General features: G+C 29.1%; 16 protein-coding genes. All 16 read left to right on the top strand.

Features of this window, described 5'->3' with window-relative positions; translation table 11 throughout:
• Positions 1-54: 54 nt before the first annotated feature.
• The 16 genes from flhA to QOZ84_RS03745 all read left to right on the top strand — a co-directional run bounded on the left by flhA (position 55) and on the right by QOZ84_RS03745 (position 16,730).
• Positions 55-2,046, top strand: a complete 1,992-nt coding sequence (gene flhA / locus QOZ84_RS03820) for a flagellar biosynthesis protein FlhA (RefSeq protein ID WP_465231565.1) — start codon at positions 55-57, stop codon at positions 2,044-2,046.
• 16 nt (positions 2,047-2,062) lie between these two features.
• Complete coding sequence (locus tag QOZ84_RS03815; protein WP_284131630.1) at positions 2,063-2,779, top strand: sigma-70 family RNA polymerase sigma factor; 717 nt, start codon at positions 2,063-2,065, stop codon at positions 2,777-2,779.
• 12 nt (positions 2,780-2,791) lie between these two features.
• Positions 2,792-3,565: a flagellar hook-basal body complex protein gene (locus QOZ84_RS03810; protein WP_284131629.1), complete on the top strand. Its 774-nt coding sequence runs from the start codon at positions 2,792-2,794 to the stop codon at positions 3,563-3,565.
• Positions 3,566-3,577: 12 nt separating this feature from the next.
• Positions 3,578-4,339, top strand: coding sequence for a flagellar hook-basal body complex protein (locus tag QOZ84_RS03805; RefSeq protein WP_284131628.1), 762 nt, complete (start codon positions 3,578-3,580; stop codon positions 4,337-4,339).
• A gap of 24 nt (positions 4,340-4,363) precedes the next feature.
• A complete protein-coding gene (locus QOZ84_RS03800) occupies positions 4,364-5,251 on the top strand; it encodes a flagellar motor switch protein FliM (RefSeq protein ID WP_284131627.1) in 888 nt (295 codons plus the stop codon).
• A gap of 4 nt (positions 5,252-5,255) precedes the next feature.
• On the top strand, positions 5,256-5,519 hold the full coding sequence (locus QOZ84_RS03795) for a FliM/FliN family flagellar motor switch protein (RefSeq protein ID WP_284131626.1): 264 nt from the start codon (positions 5,256-5,258) through the stop codon (positions 5,517-5,519).
• Between the two features lie 34 nt (positions 5,520-5,553).
• The gene (locus QOZ84_RS03790; RefSeq protein WP_284131625.1) at positions 5,554-6,672 is read left to right on the top strand and encodes a hypothetical protein; all 1,119 of its coding nucleotides are present in this window, start codon (positions 5,554-5,556) and stop codon (positions 6,670-6,672) included.
• A 509-nt stretch (positions 6,673-7,181) separates the two neighbouring features.
• A complete protein-coding gene (locus QOZ84_RS03785) occupies positions 7,182-8,930 on the top strand; it encodes a methyl-accepting chemotaxis protein (RefSeq protein ID WP_284131624.1) in 1,749 nt (582 codons plus the stop codon).
• A 213-nt stretch (positions 8,931-9,143) separates the two neighbouring features.
• Positions 9,144-9,497, top strand: coding sequence for a response regulator (locus QOZ84_RS03780; protein WP_284131609.1), 354 nt, complete (start codon positions 9,144-9,146; stop codon positions 9,495-9,497).
• Positions 9,498-9,834: 337 nt separating this feature from the next.
• Positions 9,835-11,574: a methyl-accepting chemotaxis protein gene (locus QOZ84_RS03775; protein ID WP_284131623.1), complete on the top strand. Its 1,740-nt coding sequence runs from the start codon at positions 9,835-9,837 to the stop codon at positions 11,572-11,574.
• A 127-nt stretch (positions 11,575-11,701) separates the two neighbouring features.
• Complete coding sequence (locus tag QOZ84_RS03770) at positions 11,702-13,888, top strand: chemotaxis protein CheA (protein ID WP_284131622.1); 2,187 nt, start codon at positions 11,702-11,704, stop codon at positions 13,886-13,888.
• A 60-nt stretch (positions 13,889-13,948) separates the two neighbouring features.
• Positions 13,949-14,575, top strand: a complete 627-nt coding sequence (locus QOZ84_RS03765) for a chemotaxis protein CheC (RefSeq protein WP_284131621.1) — start codon at positions 13,949-13,951, stop codon at positions 14,573-14,575.
• Positions 14,575-15,060, top strand: coding sequence for a chemotaxis protein CheD (locus tag QOZ84_RS03760; RefSeq protein WP_284131620.1), 486 nt, complete (start codon positions 14,575-14,577; stop codon positions 15,058-15,060). Before QOZ84_RS03765 ends, QOZ84_RS03760 begins: the two co-directional genes overlap by 1 nt.
• Positions 15,061-15,078: 18 nt before the next feature.
• Complete coding sequence (locus QOZ84_RS03755) at positions 15,079-15,561, top strand: chemotaxis protein CheW (RefSeq protein ID WP_284131619.1); 483 nt, start codon at positions 15,079-15,081, stop codon at positions 15,559-15,561.
• Positions 15,545-16,354 carry a CheR family methyltransferase gene (locus tag QOZ84_RS03750; protein ID WP_284131618.1) on the top strand — a complete coding sequence of 270 codons (810 nt, stop codon included), beginning with the start codon at positions 15,545-15,547 and terminating at the stop codon, positions 16,352-16,354. Before QOZ84_RS03755 ends, QOZ84_RS03750 begins: the two co-directional genes overlap by 17 nt.
• 22 nt (positions 16,355-16,376) lie before the next feature.
• Positions 16,377-16,730, top strand: coding sequence for a response regulator (locus QOZ84_RS03745; RefSeq protein ID WP_284131609.1), 354 nt, complete (start codon positions 16,377-16,379; stop codon positions 16,728-16,730).
• Positions 16,731-16,802: the final 72 nt, after the last annotated feature.

Raw genomic sequence — 16,802 nt, 5'->3', positions numbered from 1 at the left:
TTGAAGAAAAAGTTTGACGTATTAGTTGGATTTGGAATTATTGGAATTGTATTAATGATAATAATTCCACTACCTCCATTTTTATTAGATATAATGTTAGCTATTAATATAGCTTTTTCAGTACTCATATTATTACTAACTCTTTTATCTACTAACATATTAGAATTAACTATATTTCCAACCATACTACTTGTAACTACTTTATTTAGATTAGGTTTGAATATATCATCAACCAGACTTATATTAGGTCAAGGATATGCAGGAGAGATAATACAGTCCTTTGGTAACTTTGTTGTTGGAGGGAATTATGTAGTAGGTGTAATTATATTTTTAATTATAATTATAGTTCAATTTGTTGTTATAACAAATGGTTCTAGTAGGGTATCTGAAGTATCAGCAAGGTTTACATTGGACGCAATGCCAGGTAAACAAATGAGTATAGATGCAGATTTAAATGCAGGTGTGATAGATGAGAAAACTGCTAGAAAGAGAAGAAGAGATCTTCAACAAGAAACAGATTTTTATGGAGCAATGGATGGAGCCTCTAAATTTGTTAAGGGTGATGCAATAGCAGGAATAATCGTAACAACTATAAATGTACTTGGAGGAATTATAATAGGTATAGTAATGCTTGATATGAGTTTTCAAGAGTCAGTGCAAACTTATATAAGTCTTACAATAGGAGATGGTTTAGTAAGTCAAATACCAGCACTATTAATATCTACTTCAGCAGGTATATTAGTAACAAAAGCAGGTGGTGATGAAAGTTTTGGTAATTTATTAGGGAAGCAATTAGTATCTATTCCAAAGGCTATAGCTATGACTGGTACAGTTTTAATAGTATTAGGATTTATACCAGGGTTACCTAAATTATCATTTTTCACTCTTGGAGTAGCAGCTATTATTATAGCTTATATGCTAAATAAAGGAGAAAAAGATGCTAAGGAACAATTGGAAGAAATAAATCAAAGACAAGAAGAGGAATCATCAGCTAATATAGAAACGGCTGAAGATGTTTCAAGTCTTATAAATGTAGAGCCAATAGAAGTTGAAATAGGATATGGACTTATTCCTTTAGCTGATGAAAGTAGCGGAGGTGATTTATTACAAAGAATAGTTTCTGTTAGAAGACAGTGTGCAATAGATATGGGGATTATTGTTCAACCAATAAGAATAAGAGATAATTTACAATTAAATCCTAATCAATATAGTATAAAGATAAAAGGTACAACAGTAGTAACTTATGATCTTATGCCAACTATGCTGCTTTGCATGAATCCTATGGGAATGAGTGCAGATATAGAGGGAATAAAAACAAAAGAACCTACTTTTGGACTTGACGCACTTTGGATAAATAAAGATAAGGTAGAAGAAGCTGAATTACATGGATTTACAGTAGTAGACCCTACTACAATTTTAGTAACTCATTTACTTGAAATAATAAAATCAAAATCACATGAACTTGTTGGAAGACAAGAAGTTAAGGCTATAATCGATGCAACCAAAGAAAGATATAGTGCAGTGGTAGAGGAATTAATACCTGACTTAATGACATTAGGTGAAGTTCAAAAAGTGTTCCAAAATTTATTAAGGGAAAAAATTGCTATAAAGGATAGAGTTACAATTCTTGAAACATTAGCAGATCACTCGAAAAATACTAAAGATATAGAGTTACTTACTGAATATGTAAGGATGGCAATGAGTAGAGGTATATGTTCTGAATTAGTAGATGAAAAGAATTCAATAACGGTAGCAACTTTATCTATGGAACTAGAAAATATGATAGGAAATAACCTACAAAGATCTATAAATGGAACCTATCCAGCAGTAGATCCAGATAGTACTAATAAAATATTTAATAGTATAAAAAGCATAACTGAAGATATTAATTTCTATAATAATAGGGCGATATTATTAGTATCACCAAAAATAAGAGCTCCATTTAGAAAATTAGTTGAGATGGTATTCCCAAATGTGACGATATTATCACTTAATGAAATACCAAGTGATATTCAAATAAAGGCACAGGGTGTAGTTAATATATAGTAAGGGGAGAGTGAAAATGTTGACTGTATATGAACAAGAAGAATTTATAATTAGCCATATGCCCCTTGTTAAGTATATGGCATCCAAATACTATACAAGTAAGATGGGAATGGAATATGAAGACTTGGTAAGCTATGGAGTTATGGGGTTGATAGATGCGGCTAATAAATTTGATGTTAATAGAGGCGTTAAATTCTCAACATATGCATCTATAAGAATATCATCTTACATAATTGATGAAATAAGAAAGCAATCACCTATATCTAGATTATCTGTAAATAAAATAAAAGAATATAATAAATGTGTTGAAATTTTGCAAAATGAATTTTTAAGAGAACCTAGCATAGATGAGATATCGAAATATATGGGGATTTCAAAAATAGAAGTAAATGATATAAAAATGAAGGTATTTAATTTAAGTACATCATCTCTTGATAATATAATATTTGAAGAAGAAAGTGAAGTTAAGCTTATAGATACAATAAAAGATAAAGATATAATTTCTCCAAGTGATATAGTAGAAAAACAAGAATTAATAGATGTAATGGCAAAAGCACTTGACATGTTAAATGAAAAAGATAGATTAGTTTTATCATTATATTATTATGAAGAACTTACACTAAAGGAAATAGGAATAATACTTGGAGTTTCTGAATCTCGAGTTTCACAGCTTAATAGTAGAGCAATAGTTAATTTGAAAAATAGTATGAAAAAACTAAAATACATAGATTAAAGGAGGTAGATTATGCTAAGAGGAATGTATTCATCAGTATCATCAATGTTAAATTTACAAGCTAGGCAAAGTGTAATAACTAACAATTTAGCTAATATAAACACACATGGATATAAAGAAGAAACATTAGTATCTAAGAGTTTTGATGAGGTGGTCTTATCTAACAAGGACGATTATTCAAATGGTATAGCCAGAAACCATACATTAGGATCTTTAAGCTTTGGAGTAAGTATTGATGATACGGTAACGAGCTACAATCAAGCTACTCATATTTCTACTGGAAACAATTCAGATTTCGCCCTAGATGGAAAGGGGTTTTTCCAGGTACAAGATGCAAGTGGAAATAATTTTTTTACAAGAGATGGATCTTTTAAGGTTAATAGCCAGGGATATCTTGTAAATAATGCGGGTCATAAGGTAATTGGAATAAACAAAGCTACTGGAGCTAATGAACCCATAAACATAGGAAATGATAAAATTTCAGTTACAGCAAATAATAATATAGTTGTAAATGGAGTAAGTAAGTATAGTTTTAATATTGTTGACTTTAATGATTACAATAGTTTAACAAAGGTGGGTGATAACTTATACTCTGGACAAAACCCAATTAAAGCTAATAATTTTTATGTTAAACAAGGATATGTTGAAGGATCTAATGTTGACTATATAAATACAACAGCTTTATTAATGGAAACTGTCAAAGAATTTGAGGCAAATCAAAAGGTTATACAAACTATTGATTCAACTCTTAGCAAAATTGCTAATGAAATAGGAACAGTAAGATAAGGGGAAATAAGAATGTATAATATAATGCACAATAGTAAAAGTGGAATGGCTGCGAGTCAAGGTAAGATAGATATAATATCTAATAATATGACCAATGCTCAAACCACAGGATATAAAAAGTTAGATGCAAGTTTTTTGGATTTATATACAGAGACACTAGATAGACCTTCGTATCCTAATAATTCAGATAGTGCTATAACAGGTACGGGTGTGAAAATATCACAATCAACTAGAAATTTTGAGCAAGGTTCTTTAAAAAATACGGGTATAAAGACTAATATGGCTATAGATGGAGATGGTTTTTTCCGTGTATTAAAGCCAGATGGAAGTCATAATTATACACGTAAAGGAGAGTTCAATCTAGATAGTAGTGGAAAGCTAGTAGATGATAATGGAAATATATTAGATATTCAATTTAACAATGGTAGAAGCTATAATAACACAGATTTATCAAATGGAGAATTAAGTATAAATAAATCTGGACAGGTATTTATTGATAAGCAGAATGTTGGTAAAATAGAGCTGTATGAGGCAACTGGAGATAATGATTTTATATCGATAGGGGATAGTTTGTTTGCTCCAAGAGATGGAGTTGGAGTTAAAGTTGTAAAAGATTCAAAGATAATGCAAGGATATGTTGAAATGTCTAATATAAGTATGGAAAGTGAAATGACGGATTTAATAATGACACAAAGGGCATTTCAATTTAATAGTAAAGGTATTAAAGCCGTAGATGAAATGTGGTCAATGATAAATAATCTTCAAGCGAGATAATATTTAGAAAGGTAACAGTAATTTATGAATCAAGAAGTAAAAGAGTATAACTTTAAAAAGCCACAAAGATATTCTATGGATAACATGAGATTCTTATCTGTAATAGCAGAAGATTTTTGTAAGGGCATCAATTTGTTTGTAGCTTATGAGTTAAAAAAACAAGATATTGTCTGTAAATTAGAAAAAATAGAACAAACAAACTATGAAGAGTTTATGGAGATGATTCATAGTGATTCAGTAATTGTTGAGCATGCAATACAGCCATTAGTTAAAGATCTTATATATCAACTTGATAAAAGTGTTGTACTTACTCTTATAGATTTAATGCTAGGTGGAGATGGTGCAATTGAAAATTATAAAAGAGAACTTACTGAAATTGATAGAGAATTAACTATGCATAGTTGTGACCAGTTTTTGACAAAATTACATATAGTTGAGAGTTGTGAGTATAGAGAAGTTTCTAGGGTACATACAAATATAGGTGCTAGTAAAAAATATCCCGTTAGTGAATCTGTTCTTATTGCGCATATGAAAATGATGAATGGAGATGAAGAAATTGGAAAAATGCGTTTTTGTGAACCTTATAGTTGTATGGAACCAATCTTAGAGCACTTAGAAACTAAAAAACTTTTTAAAAGCAAAAATAATGAATATGATTTTGAATTTACAAATGCAATATATAATAATGTTTGTGGCGCAAATACTGAGATAGTTGCAAGATTAGGAAGAACAGAAATAAGCGTAGAGGAGCTTCTAAAACTACAGTTAGGAGATGTTTTAACTCTAGATACTAAAATAAATGGAGATATAGACTTACATATAGGAGGTTCAAAATCATTTAAGTGTAAACTTGGACTTATAAAGAATAAAAAGGGTGTTGTTATAACAGATTGTATAAAAAAGGAAGTGTAGGCAGATGAGAGAAAACATTGATAGAGTATTAGAGATAGAATTAAAAGTTAGTGCAATCCTTGGACGAGCAAAGATGCCATTAAAAGAAATTTTTGAATTGGCAAAAGGATCTTTGATAGAATTAGATACTTTTGAAGATCAAGAAGTAGAGCTATTTGTAAATGGACAAAAAATAGCATATGGACAAGTTGTTATAGTAGATCAAAACTTTGGAGTAAGAATAACAAATATATTAGGTGAAGACGAGTTGGTAAAAACACTATCTTAAAAACATCTATATAGCAAGTGAGGTAAATTGATGTATGGCGAAAATATTAAGGAGTAAATATAATAGCACAGGAGAACGATGTGTAGATGCTTGCTTGAATTACGGTGAGCTAAGATATGTAAATGAAGATGGATCTCCTATAAGTATAGAAATACCTTGTGATAAATATGAGGAAGCAGCGAGTGATTTTGAAGATCGAATAAGGGAAGGAATAACTCAAAGCGCTATAGAGCCAAAGGAGATATTAAAAAGGGGAAGTTTAACTTATGCTCAAGCTAAAAACTTAGCTAATGAAGGCAGAATAAAAGGTCTAGATTTTTTTGAAATTGATGGAAGTGTAGAATGTGATCATATACTGGGGATTTCAGGAAGTGTAGAATATGCACTATCTGTATGGAATGGAGAATCAAAAAATGAATCACTAGTAAAAGCATTGGTTAGAGCTATAAAAGTTTATGGAGAAGAGTTTATAAATGGATTAGATTTGGACAATACAGTAGATTTAACTTCATACACTAGGTTTGCTAAGAATTTATATACTACAGGATCTATTGTAGATATAAATTTGTATAAGGTCAAAAACTATCATATAGATAATGAAATTCATATTGATGGATTAGACTTAAAAGAAAAATCTATTAAAAATATTGATCTACCTTTAGGTATAGCAGGGGCATTTTTAGGTTTTATAATAGTACAAATTTGCACTAATTATGGTGAAATTATAAATAATCGTATAATATCTGTTTTATTAAACAGCATAGTTATGATAGCTTTTGGATTGATAGTTATAAAAAGTAGTAGATATTTAACTGATAAATATGTAAAAAATAATACCCAAATAATTATGGAAATGTTTAATGAAGAATTAGAAAAAGCGAGTTATGATAATTTATTAACGGAAAAAGAAGCTTGTATAATATTAAAAAATATAACTAAGGGTGAGGTTTCAAGACTACTTCTTGATATGAAAGGTAGCGTAAATAAAAAAGTATCCAGCAGTAATATTGTAACAAAAGAAACTAAATTTATATTAGATGCGAGAAGAATAGTTATACTTCCAAGTGAGTATGAAATAAAAGAATCGCTAAATAGGTTAGTAGAAGCATACCAAGATAAATTATCTAATGAATACAATGTAAATAATATATAATTAAATTAAATTTAATTATATATAAATACATAAAAATACCCTATATAATGAACTATTAAAAAATTCATATATAGGGTATTTTTATTTATTTATATAGATAAAACACAACTATATACTTTATATAAAATCTAAAGTATATAGTTATCTAGCCGTATAAGCAAAAAGAGACAAATTATTTAGATAATAAAAATAATTTATAAAAAACAATTATTATAAATTAAACTAATAACATTAAAATGAGATTAAAGGGACTCAGTAATAGTATTTTCTTGTAAAGAGCATATGGCAGTGAAAACTTAAAGTTTTAAATATACTAATTAATTAATAAAAAGATATGATAAAAAATGTCGAAAAAAATAGATATATGATTTAAATATATCTATTAAAGTAATATAGCTCGCATTAGTAAAAACAAGATTGGTTATTTAAATTTATTATTTAAGTGAAAAAAATTTATTGTATGGTATATCACATATCATAACAAATTAAAATGTGGAGGAGAAATATATATGAACAATTTGAAAATAGGTAAAAAGTTAGGAGTATCTTTTATTATTTTAATTGCCCTTGCGGTATTTGGAAGTTTTTATGCTTTATCTAATTTAAAAAAAACAGGAGATTTAAGTAAAAATTTATTTGAGGGTCCTTATCAAGGAACAAGTGAGTCTATGGGAATTCGTAGAGATGTAGTTTATTCTGATCAAAATCTTATGAATGCAATTTTTACACCTAATAGTACTAAAGATTTTAAAGGGTTAGCTATGAAAAACTTTGACAGTATTATTAATGAAAGGATTAAAATACTTCGAGAGGATCCTTTAACAGATGAAGTGAAAATTAATAATCTTGAAAATTCGATAGTTGAGTTAAGGCAAGAATACGAAAAAATTTATGCATTTATAGAGAAAGGGGATTATAAGAAAGCACAAGAAGTAGGAACAAGTCCAGATAGTCAATATTACAAAGCGTATATGAAGGCTGAAGAAAATGCAACAGCTCTTTATAAATATGCAGAAGCTAGTGGTATTGAATTTAATAAAAAAGTGGAAGATACAGTATTAAAAGCAAGGGTGGTTTCTACAGTGGTAAGTATGTTTACTATAGTAGCTGGAATAGTTATATGTCTTTATATTACAAAAAAATTAACAAAACCAATTAAAGAAATAGAAGTAGCTGCAAATAAAATGGCTGTTGGTGACTTTGATATTGATATTGATTATAAATCAAAAGATGAATTAGGTGTTTTATCAGATAGTATACGCCAAGTTAGCAATAAAACTAAGGAAGTTATAAGCGATACAGTTCATGTTTTAGGAGAAGTTGCATTGGGTAATTTTGATGTGGAGCCTAAAGTGGAATATATAGGGGTATTTGAAGATATCGAGAAGTCTGTGGTTAGAATTACTAATGATTTAAGTGAGACGATGTCACAAATAAATTTAGCTTCAGAAGAAGTTGGGGCTGCATCAAATCAAGTTTCAAGCGGATCACAAATGTTAGCACAAGGTGCTACTGAACAAGCAAGTGCAATTCAAGAGCTATCGGCAACAATTATAGATATATCTCAAAAAATTAAAGATACTGCAAATAATGCTCAAGAGGCCAATACTTTAACATTAAGTGCAGGTCGTGAAGTTAAAGCTGGTAATGAGCAAATGGAGCAAATGGTTAAAGCTATGGATGAAATTTCATTTACTTCTAGTGAGATCGGTAGAATTATAAAAACAATAGATGATATTGCATTCCAAACAAATATATTAGCATTAAATGCTGCTGTAGAAGCTGCTAGAGCGGGTTCTGCTGGTAAAGGATTTGCTGTTGTAGCTGACGAAGTAAGAAATCTTGCTGCTAAGTCAGCGGAAGCTGCAAAAAATACTGCTATACTTATTGAAAATTCAATAAAAGCAGTTGGCAATGGAAGTAAAATTGTAGATAATACGGCTGAGTCACTTCAGAAAATAATTGATACAACTAATAAAACTATAGTATTAGTTTATGAAATAGCTAAAGCATCTGAGGAACAATCTAGTGCAATTGCCCAAGTTACATTAGGAGTAGATCAAATATCAGATGTAGTGCAAACTAATTCAGCAACATCCGAGGAAAGTGCTGCAGCTAGTGAAGAGCTAAGTGGACAAGCACAAATGTTAAAGTCTCTTATTGAGAATTTTAAATTAAAAAACTCGAATAATTCTAATAAGCATATGAATTTTAATAGTAGTGAAGTTAATTATTTTGCTATGAATGAAGTTGAATAATATAACAGTAATTTATTTAAGTTTATAATTTGAAAAATGGGAGCTTTTATGTTTTCATTTTTCAAAATTTAATCAAAAATATGAAACTACCAAGATATATTATAGAATGATTGAAATCAAGAATATATTTTATAAATTTAAAAATTGTTTTGAAATTTTAAAGCAATGCGTGTATAGTAAAATATTATAGTTGATAAAAATGGAGGAGATGTTATGAAAAGAGTATTAATAGTTGATGATGCAGCATTTATGCGTATGTCTATTAAAAATATGCTTTCAAATTATGAATTTGAAATAGTTGGAGAGGCAGAAAATGGATTAATGGCAATTGAGAAATATAAAGAATTGCAACCAGATATTGTAACGCTAGATATTACTATGCCGGAAATGGATGGATTACAAGCGTTAAGAGTAATTAAAAAACTTGATCCATCAGCATCAGTTGTGATGGTATCAGCATTAGGACAAGAAGCAAGAATGAAAGAAGCAATTATTTATGGAGCAAAAGGATTTATTGTAAAGCCATTTAAAGAGGAGATTATTGTATCTGCTTTGTCTAAATTATAATTTTAAAAATAGATAATTATATTAAAAAATAACACAAGTATTCAGTAAGACAAAAGGGAGATGTATATGCATCTTCCTTTTGTATTTTACATAAAATTAAATGATTATAAAGTAATTTAGAACGCAATAAAATATTTTATATAAAATCTAAAGTATGCATCAATTTATCCGTATAAACAAAATAAGACAAATTATTCGAAATGACGCTAATAGTATTAATTCACTCATAATTTATAAACATTTAAGTATAGGTAAATTGTCGGAAAACATTAAAGCTAGTTTAGATAGAAAGAAATAATATTAGAGGATGTAGCAAAAATTATAGGGAGGCAAGTACATGAAAAATCTAACAATAGGTAAAAAGCTAAGTATATGTTTTGTTGTTTTGCTTATGTTTACAACATTTGCAAATGGGAAGGCACTATACAATTTGAAACAATCAGGAGAATTAAATGATAATTTATTTAAGGGACCTTATCAGTCTACAACTCAAACTATGGGGATTCGTAGAGATTTAGTTGCTGTAGGAAGATATCTTGGTAATGCAATTATGGAAAAAAATATTACGGAATACAAACCTATGACTATGAATGAATTTGACAGTATTTATAAAAGAATCGAAGAAATTCAAAAGGCTTTTAGTGGAGACACAAAAAAAATTGATGATCTTAAAATATCGATAGATAAGCTAAAGCAAGAATGTGAAAAAGTTTTTGGATTTATAGAACAAGGTAAATATGATTATGCAATACAAATCACAGAAAGAAATACTCCATATTTTAATGCGTATAATGAGTGTGTAGCAGATGCAGACGCTATTTATGCAGATGCAGAAACTAGTGGAGTTACATTTGCAAAGACTGTAAAAGAAACTGTATCAAAAGCATGGATTATTTGTTTAGGACTTAATATATTTAGTATAGCATCAGGAGTAGCTATATGTATTTATATTACAAGAAACTTAAAGAAACCAATTGAGGAAATAGAGATAGCTGCAAATAAAATGGCTGAAGGTGATTTTGATATTAATATTAATTATGAATCAAAGGATGAATTAGGTGTTTTATCAAACAGTATGCGCCAAATGAGTGATAGAATTAATGAAATTATAAATGATACAGTTTGTGTTTTAGGAGAAGTTGCATCAGGTAATTTTAATGCGCAGCCTGAGGTAGAATACATAGGTGTATTTGAACATATAGAGAAATCAATGACTAGAATTACTAATGATTTAAGTGAAACAATGTCACAAATAAACGTAGCATCAGAAGAAGTTGGGGCTGCATCAGATCAAGTATCAAGTGGATCACAAATGCTAGCACAAGGTGCTACTGAACAAGCAAGTGCAATTGAGGAGCTATCTGCAACTATTATAGATATATCTGATAAAATTAAAGGAACTGCAGATAACGCTAAAGAAGCTAACGTTTTAACATTGAGCGCAGGTCGTGAAGTTGAAGTTGGCAATGATCAAATGAAAGAAATGGTTAAAGCTATGGATGAAATTTCATTTACTTCTAATGAAATTGGTAGAATTATAAAGACAATAGATGATATAGCATTCCAAACAAATATATTAGCATTAAACGCTGCTGTGGAGGCTGCTAGAGCGGGTTCTGCTGGTAAAGGATTTGCAGTAGTTGCAGATGAAGTAAGAAATCTTGCTGCTAAATCAGCAGAAGCTGCAAAAAACACTGCTACACTTATTGAAAATTCAATAAAAGCGGTTGGAAATGGAACTAAAATTGTAGATAATACGGCTGAATCACTTCAAAAAATAATTGATACAATGTATAAAACTATCGTACTAGTAGAGGACATAGCTAAGGCATCTGAAGAAGAAGCTAGTGCAATTGCCCAAGTTACATTAGGGGTAGAGCAAATTTCAGATGTAGTACAAACAAATTCTGCAACATCAGAAGAGAGTGCTGCAGCTAGTGAAGAGTTAAGCGGACAAGCACAGATGTTAAAATCACTTATTGAAAAGTTTAAATTAAAAGATTCACAAAATTCTAATAAAAGTATGAATTTTAGTAGTGATGAGGATAACTATTTCGCTATGAATGAATTTGAGTAATAGAATAGAAAGATATTAGAGTTTATGGTTAAAAAAATGGAAGCTTCTATGCTTCCATTTTTAAAGATTAGATATAAACATGAAATAGATTAAAACAATTGTATTTAATTAATAAAGGAGAAAAAATATGAGCGAAATAGATTCTTTAAAAGAATTTTATGTGCAAGAAAATATGCAATTACTAGAACAATTAGAAGAAATTTTACTTGTAGGTCAATCAGGTGATGGTAAGCTAGGAAGCGAAGCAATTGAAGAAATATTTCGTGTAATGCATACCATAAAAGGATCTTCAGCTATGATGGGATATGACAGTTTAACAAAGCTGACTCATAGTGTAGAAGATGTTTTTGATGAAATACGTAATGGGCTAGAACTTTCTCTAAGTAAGTGGGAAGAAGTTGTAGACATTGCACTAGCTACTGTTGATTTTCTTAAAGAAGAAGTTTTAAATGTACAAGATGGATTACTTCCAGAGGCTAGCATAGATGAGTTACATGATCGAGTTTTAAATTTATTACATGATGATGAAAATGTTAATGAGAATAATGAAGATGATAAATTATTAGAAATAAAGTTACCAAATGATTGTGAGAAAATTAAAAGTACACAAAAATCTGGAGAAAGATATCTTTGTATAAAAGTTATATTTGAAAGTGGATGTGGAATGGAAGGTATTCGAGCACTTGGTGTACTTACTATGATAGATGGCTTATGTTCAATTATGCAAACTAAACCTGAGGACTTAAATGTAGAATGTGATGATGAAATAATCAAAGATGGTTTTATAATGTATGCAAAGACAATGAAAGAACAATCTGAACTTGAGAAATGCATTGAAGAAACTATGCTTTTAAAGAGCTATGAAATTATTGATGTTATAGATGAAGCACAATTAGAAAGTATTTTTGGAATTGTTGCTTCAGTTGATGAAAAAGAAGACGAAAATGATATTCAAGACATTATAAATATTAGCTATGAAAATATAAAAAATGAAATAGAGAGAGAAGAAACTGAAAAAGAAGAAACTAAAAATAATGAAATAGAAAAAGATGAAATACAAAAGATTAATGAAGCGCTAAAAAAAGAAATACACAATGAACCAGATAAAAAAGGATCTAATAAGCAAGCCAATCAACCACATACACATAACAAAAATAATTATTTAACTGTTAACATTGATAAAGTTGATACTTTAATGAATTTAGTTGGAGAAATTGTTACTACTGAGTCTATGGTAGAAAAACAATCACAACTAGAAAATTTTGATTCAGATAACTTTGAAAAACAAGCAAGAAGGCTACATCAACTAACAAATGAACTGCAAGATGTAGTTATGTCAATTCGTATGGTTCCAATTTCTTCAACTTTTACTAAAATGCAAAGAGTTGTAAGAGATATGAGTAAAAAAACTGGTAAAATAGTAGATTTAGTATTAATTGGTGAGCAAACTGAAGTAGATAAGAACATTTTAGAAAATATTTCAGATCCTTTAATGCATATGATAAGAAATAGTATGGACCATGGTATAGAGATGCCAGATGTTCGTAGGGAAAATTCAAAGCCCGAAAAAGCAACTGTAACATTAGAGGCAAAAAACACTGGTGGAGATGTTGTCATCATAATTAAAGATGATGGTAAGGGATTAGATAAAGAAGTTATTGTCAAAAAAGCAATTGAAAAAGGCATAACAAGTAAAAGTATTGAAGAAATAAGTGATAAAGAGGCGTATAACTTTATATTAGCACCTGGGTTTTCTACAAATACTGCTGTAACTGAGTATTCGGGTAGAGGTGTAGGTATGGATGTTGTTCATACAAACATACGTAAGCTAAGAGGTTCTATTAGTATAGATAGTGAAAAAGGAAAAGGTACTATGATTGTACTTAGGATTCCATTAACATTAGCAATTGTAGATGGTATGAAAGTGCAAATAGGAAATGAAATATATATTATTCCATCACTTAACATAAAAGAAGTATTTAGACAGGGAGTATATGATATTGTTGAAAATCCAAATGGAGAAGAACATAGCATTATTAGAGGTAATTGTTATGAAATTCGTAGATTATCAAATATATTAGGAATAAATAATGCTAAGTCTGATGATGGAATCATGATTTTAGTTGAGTCTGAAATGGGAAATGCGTGCATTATAGTGGATGGAATTATTGGTCAACAACAAGTTGTAATTAAGCCGATACCTGCATTATTAACACAGTTTGAAAAAGTTCAAAATTGTATGTCAGGATGTTCTATTTTAGAGGACGGGTCTATTAGTTTAATATTTGATGTGAATTCCATTATAAATAAATAAAATGTAGAAGTTTTATAAATTAATATTAAAATCTAAAGATTAGATAGAAAGTTGGTAAATATGAAATTTGAATGTGATAAATTGAATGTGCTTCGTGAAATTAGTAATATAGGTTCAGGTAATGCATCAAATTCACTAGCTATGATGCTAAATGAAATAGTTGATATAGGTCTTCCTAAAAGTGATATGATTAAATTTTCAGATATAACTAATAGCTATAAATCTCCAGAAGAATTAGTTGTAGGGACTGTTTTACAACTCTCAGGAGATATGGAAGGTTTTATTATGGTTATTATGAAAGTTGATTCAGCACTTAATTTATTATCAAAACTTACAAAGAAAGAAATAACATGTGATAGAGATGACTATGATTCAGTTTGTGAAGAATTAAGTTCAATAGGAGAAATTTGTAATATACTTTGTGGAACATATTTGACTGCCATATCTGATATGACAAACTTAACTATAGATCCATCTATTCCATATTTTAGTGTGGACATGGTTATGGCAATTATGAATTTACCTATTTCATTATACGGTCCAGTATCTGATTCGATTTTATGTATTGAAACAGATTTTTTCACAACAGATTTAGAAGTTGAAGGAAAATATTATTTCATTCCAAAAGTAGAGTCATGTAAAAAATTATTAGCATCTTTAGGAATAGTTGATTCGGAGACTAACTAATGGAAAATGTAACAGTAGGTATAGCAGATTTTAACATTGTAAAGGCACCTAATCAAATTATGACGATTGGATTGGGATCTTGCTGTGGAGTGGTACTTTACGATGAAGTAAATAAAATAGCTGGGTTAGTTCATATTTTACTTTCGGATTCAATTAATGAAAAAAATATAACAAATAAAGCAAAGTACGCAGATACGGGTATTATTTTATTATATGAAGAAATGAAAAAAGTTGGTGCAAACCCTAGGTTTATGAGAGCGAAATTAGCGGGTGGTGCACATATGTTTAACTTTAAAAATACCGGTAATAGTATATTTACTATTGGAGAAAAAAATGTAAAGGCATGTAAGCAAACCTTAGCTAAATTAAATATTTCTATTGTATGTGAAGATGTATTAGGGTCTTGTGGAAGAACTATTATCTTTGATACTCTTACAAATAAAATGCGTATTAAAAGTACTGGAAAAGGTGAAAAAATTATTTAAAAGGAAGGTGTATTGTTTGTGAATACAGATGACGAAATAATCGAAAATAAAATAGACGATTTGTATATGGTGTTTGTTATAAATAATCAAAAATATGCATTATCATCAAAGTATATTATAGAAATTATTGAAATGTTACCCATAACTAAAGTTCCATTCCTTCCTAAGTATATGAAAGGGGTTATCAATTTAAGAAGTACCATTATTCCTGTAATGGATGGTAGGATGAGATTTGATATGGACCCAATTGATTATAATGAGAGAACATGTATTATTATAATTGAAAATAATATGGATAAAATTGGATTGATAGTTGATGCGGTGAATGAAGTTATCCATATTTCATCTAGTCAAAATATGAAAATAAGTTCAAATAAAGATGAATTTAAGCAAAACTTTATAAATGGTATAAGTGAAATAAATAATGAAATTCAGCTAATATTAGACTGTGACTCATTAATAGAAATTGTAGAGGATATAAATAATGGAACTAACGACTAAAGACTTTATAAGATTAAAGAATTTTATGTATAACAATTATGGAATAAATCTTGAAAACAAAAGAACGCTTATTGAAACAAGACTAGTACTTATGGTAAAACGATTAGGATTTTCTGATTTTAAAACTTATATAGATAGTTTAATGCAAGATAAGAGTGGAGAGCAAGTGTCTGTTTTAGTAGAAAAGCTAACGACAAATTTTACGTATTTTATGCGTGAAGATATGCATTACGAATTTCTAAAAGATGAGGTACTAGTACCGAGTTTAAAAAAATCACCAATTGGAGGGTTAAAAATTTGGTCTGCAGCGTCATCTACAGGAGAAGAACCGTATTGTATTGCTATGCTAGCATCATCAATATTTGGAAAAAACTCAAAATCAAAAGTGTCTATAACAGCATCTGATATTTCTAATAGTGTTTTAAAGCAAGCAAAGGCAGGAATTTATTCACAAGATAAAATATCTAAGTTGCCGCAATTGTGGGCAAAAAATTTTTTCCAACAAGTAAATGATAGAAATTATGTAATTAATGAAAATATTAAAAACTTAGTTGAATTTAAATATTTTAATTTAAATAATAATATAGGTTGGGAGAAATCTAAATATCATGTTATTTTTTGTAGAAATGTTATGATTTATTTTGATAATCCTACAAATCAGAAATTAGCTAAGAGACTATATGAGTCACTTAAGCCAGGAGGATATTTAATAATCGGAATGTCTGAAAGTTTATCTAATTTAACCACAGATTTTGAACGTGTAAAACCATCTGTGTATAGGAAAAAAATATAATTAACAAAATGGAGGAGATGTTATGAAAAGAGTATTGATAGTTGATGATGCAGCATTTATGCGTATGTCTATTAAAAATATGCTTTCAAACTATGAATTTGAGATAGTTGGCGAAGCAGAAAATGGTTTAATGGCAATTGAAAAATACAAAGAGCTACAACCAGATATTGTAACATTGGATATTACTATGCCAGAGATGGATGGATTACAAGCATTAAGAGTGATTAAGAAACTTGATCCATCGGCATCCGTTGTTATGGTATCTGCATTAGGACAAGAGGCTAGGATGAAAGAAGCAATTATTTATGGAGCAAAAGGATTCATTGTAAAACCTTTTAAAGAAGAAATTATTGTATCGGCCTTATCTAAATTATAATTTATTTCAAAAAAAGATTTAGATTTAAATTGTGATAGCAATAATTCGAAAGAAAAAGGGAGATGTGTATAT

It is taken from the genome of Romboutsia sedimentorum, from assembly GCF_030131845.1.
Classification (GTDB): Bacteria; Bacillota; Clostridia; order Peptostreptococcales; family Peptostreptococcaceae; genus Romboutsia_D; species Romboutsia_D sedimentorum.
This window is presented reverse-complemented; position numbering and strand designations above follow the sequence as displayed.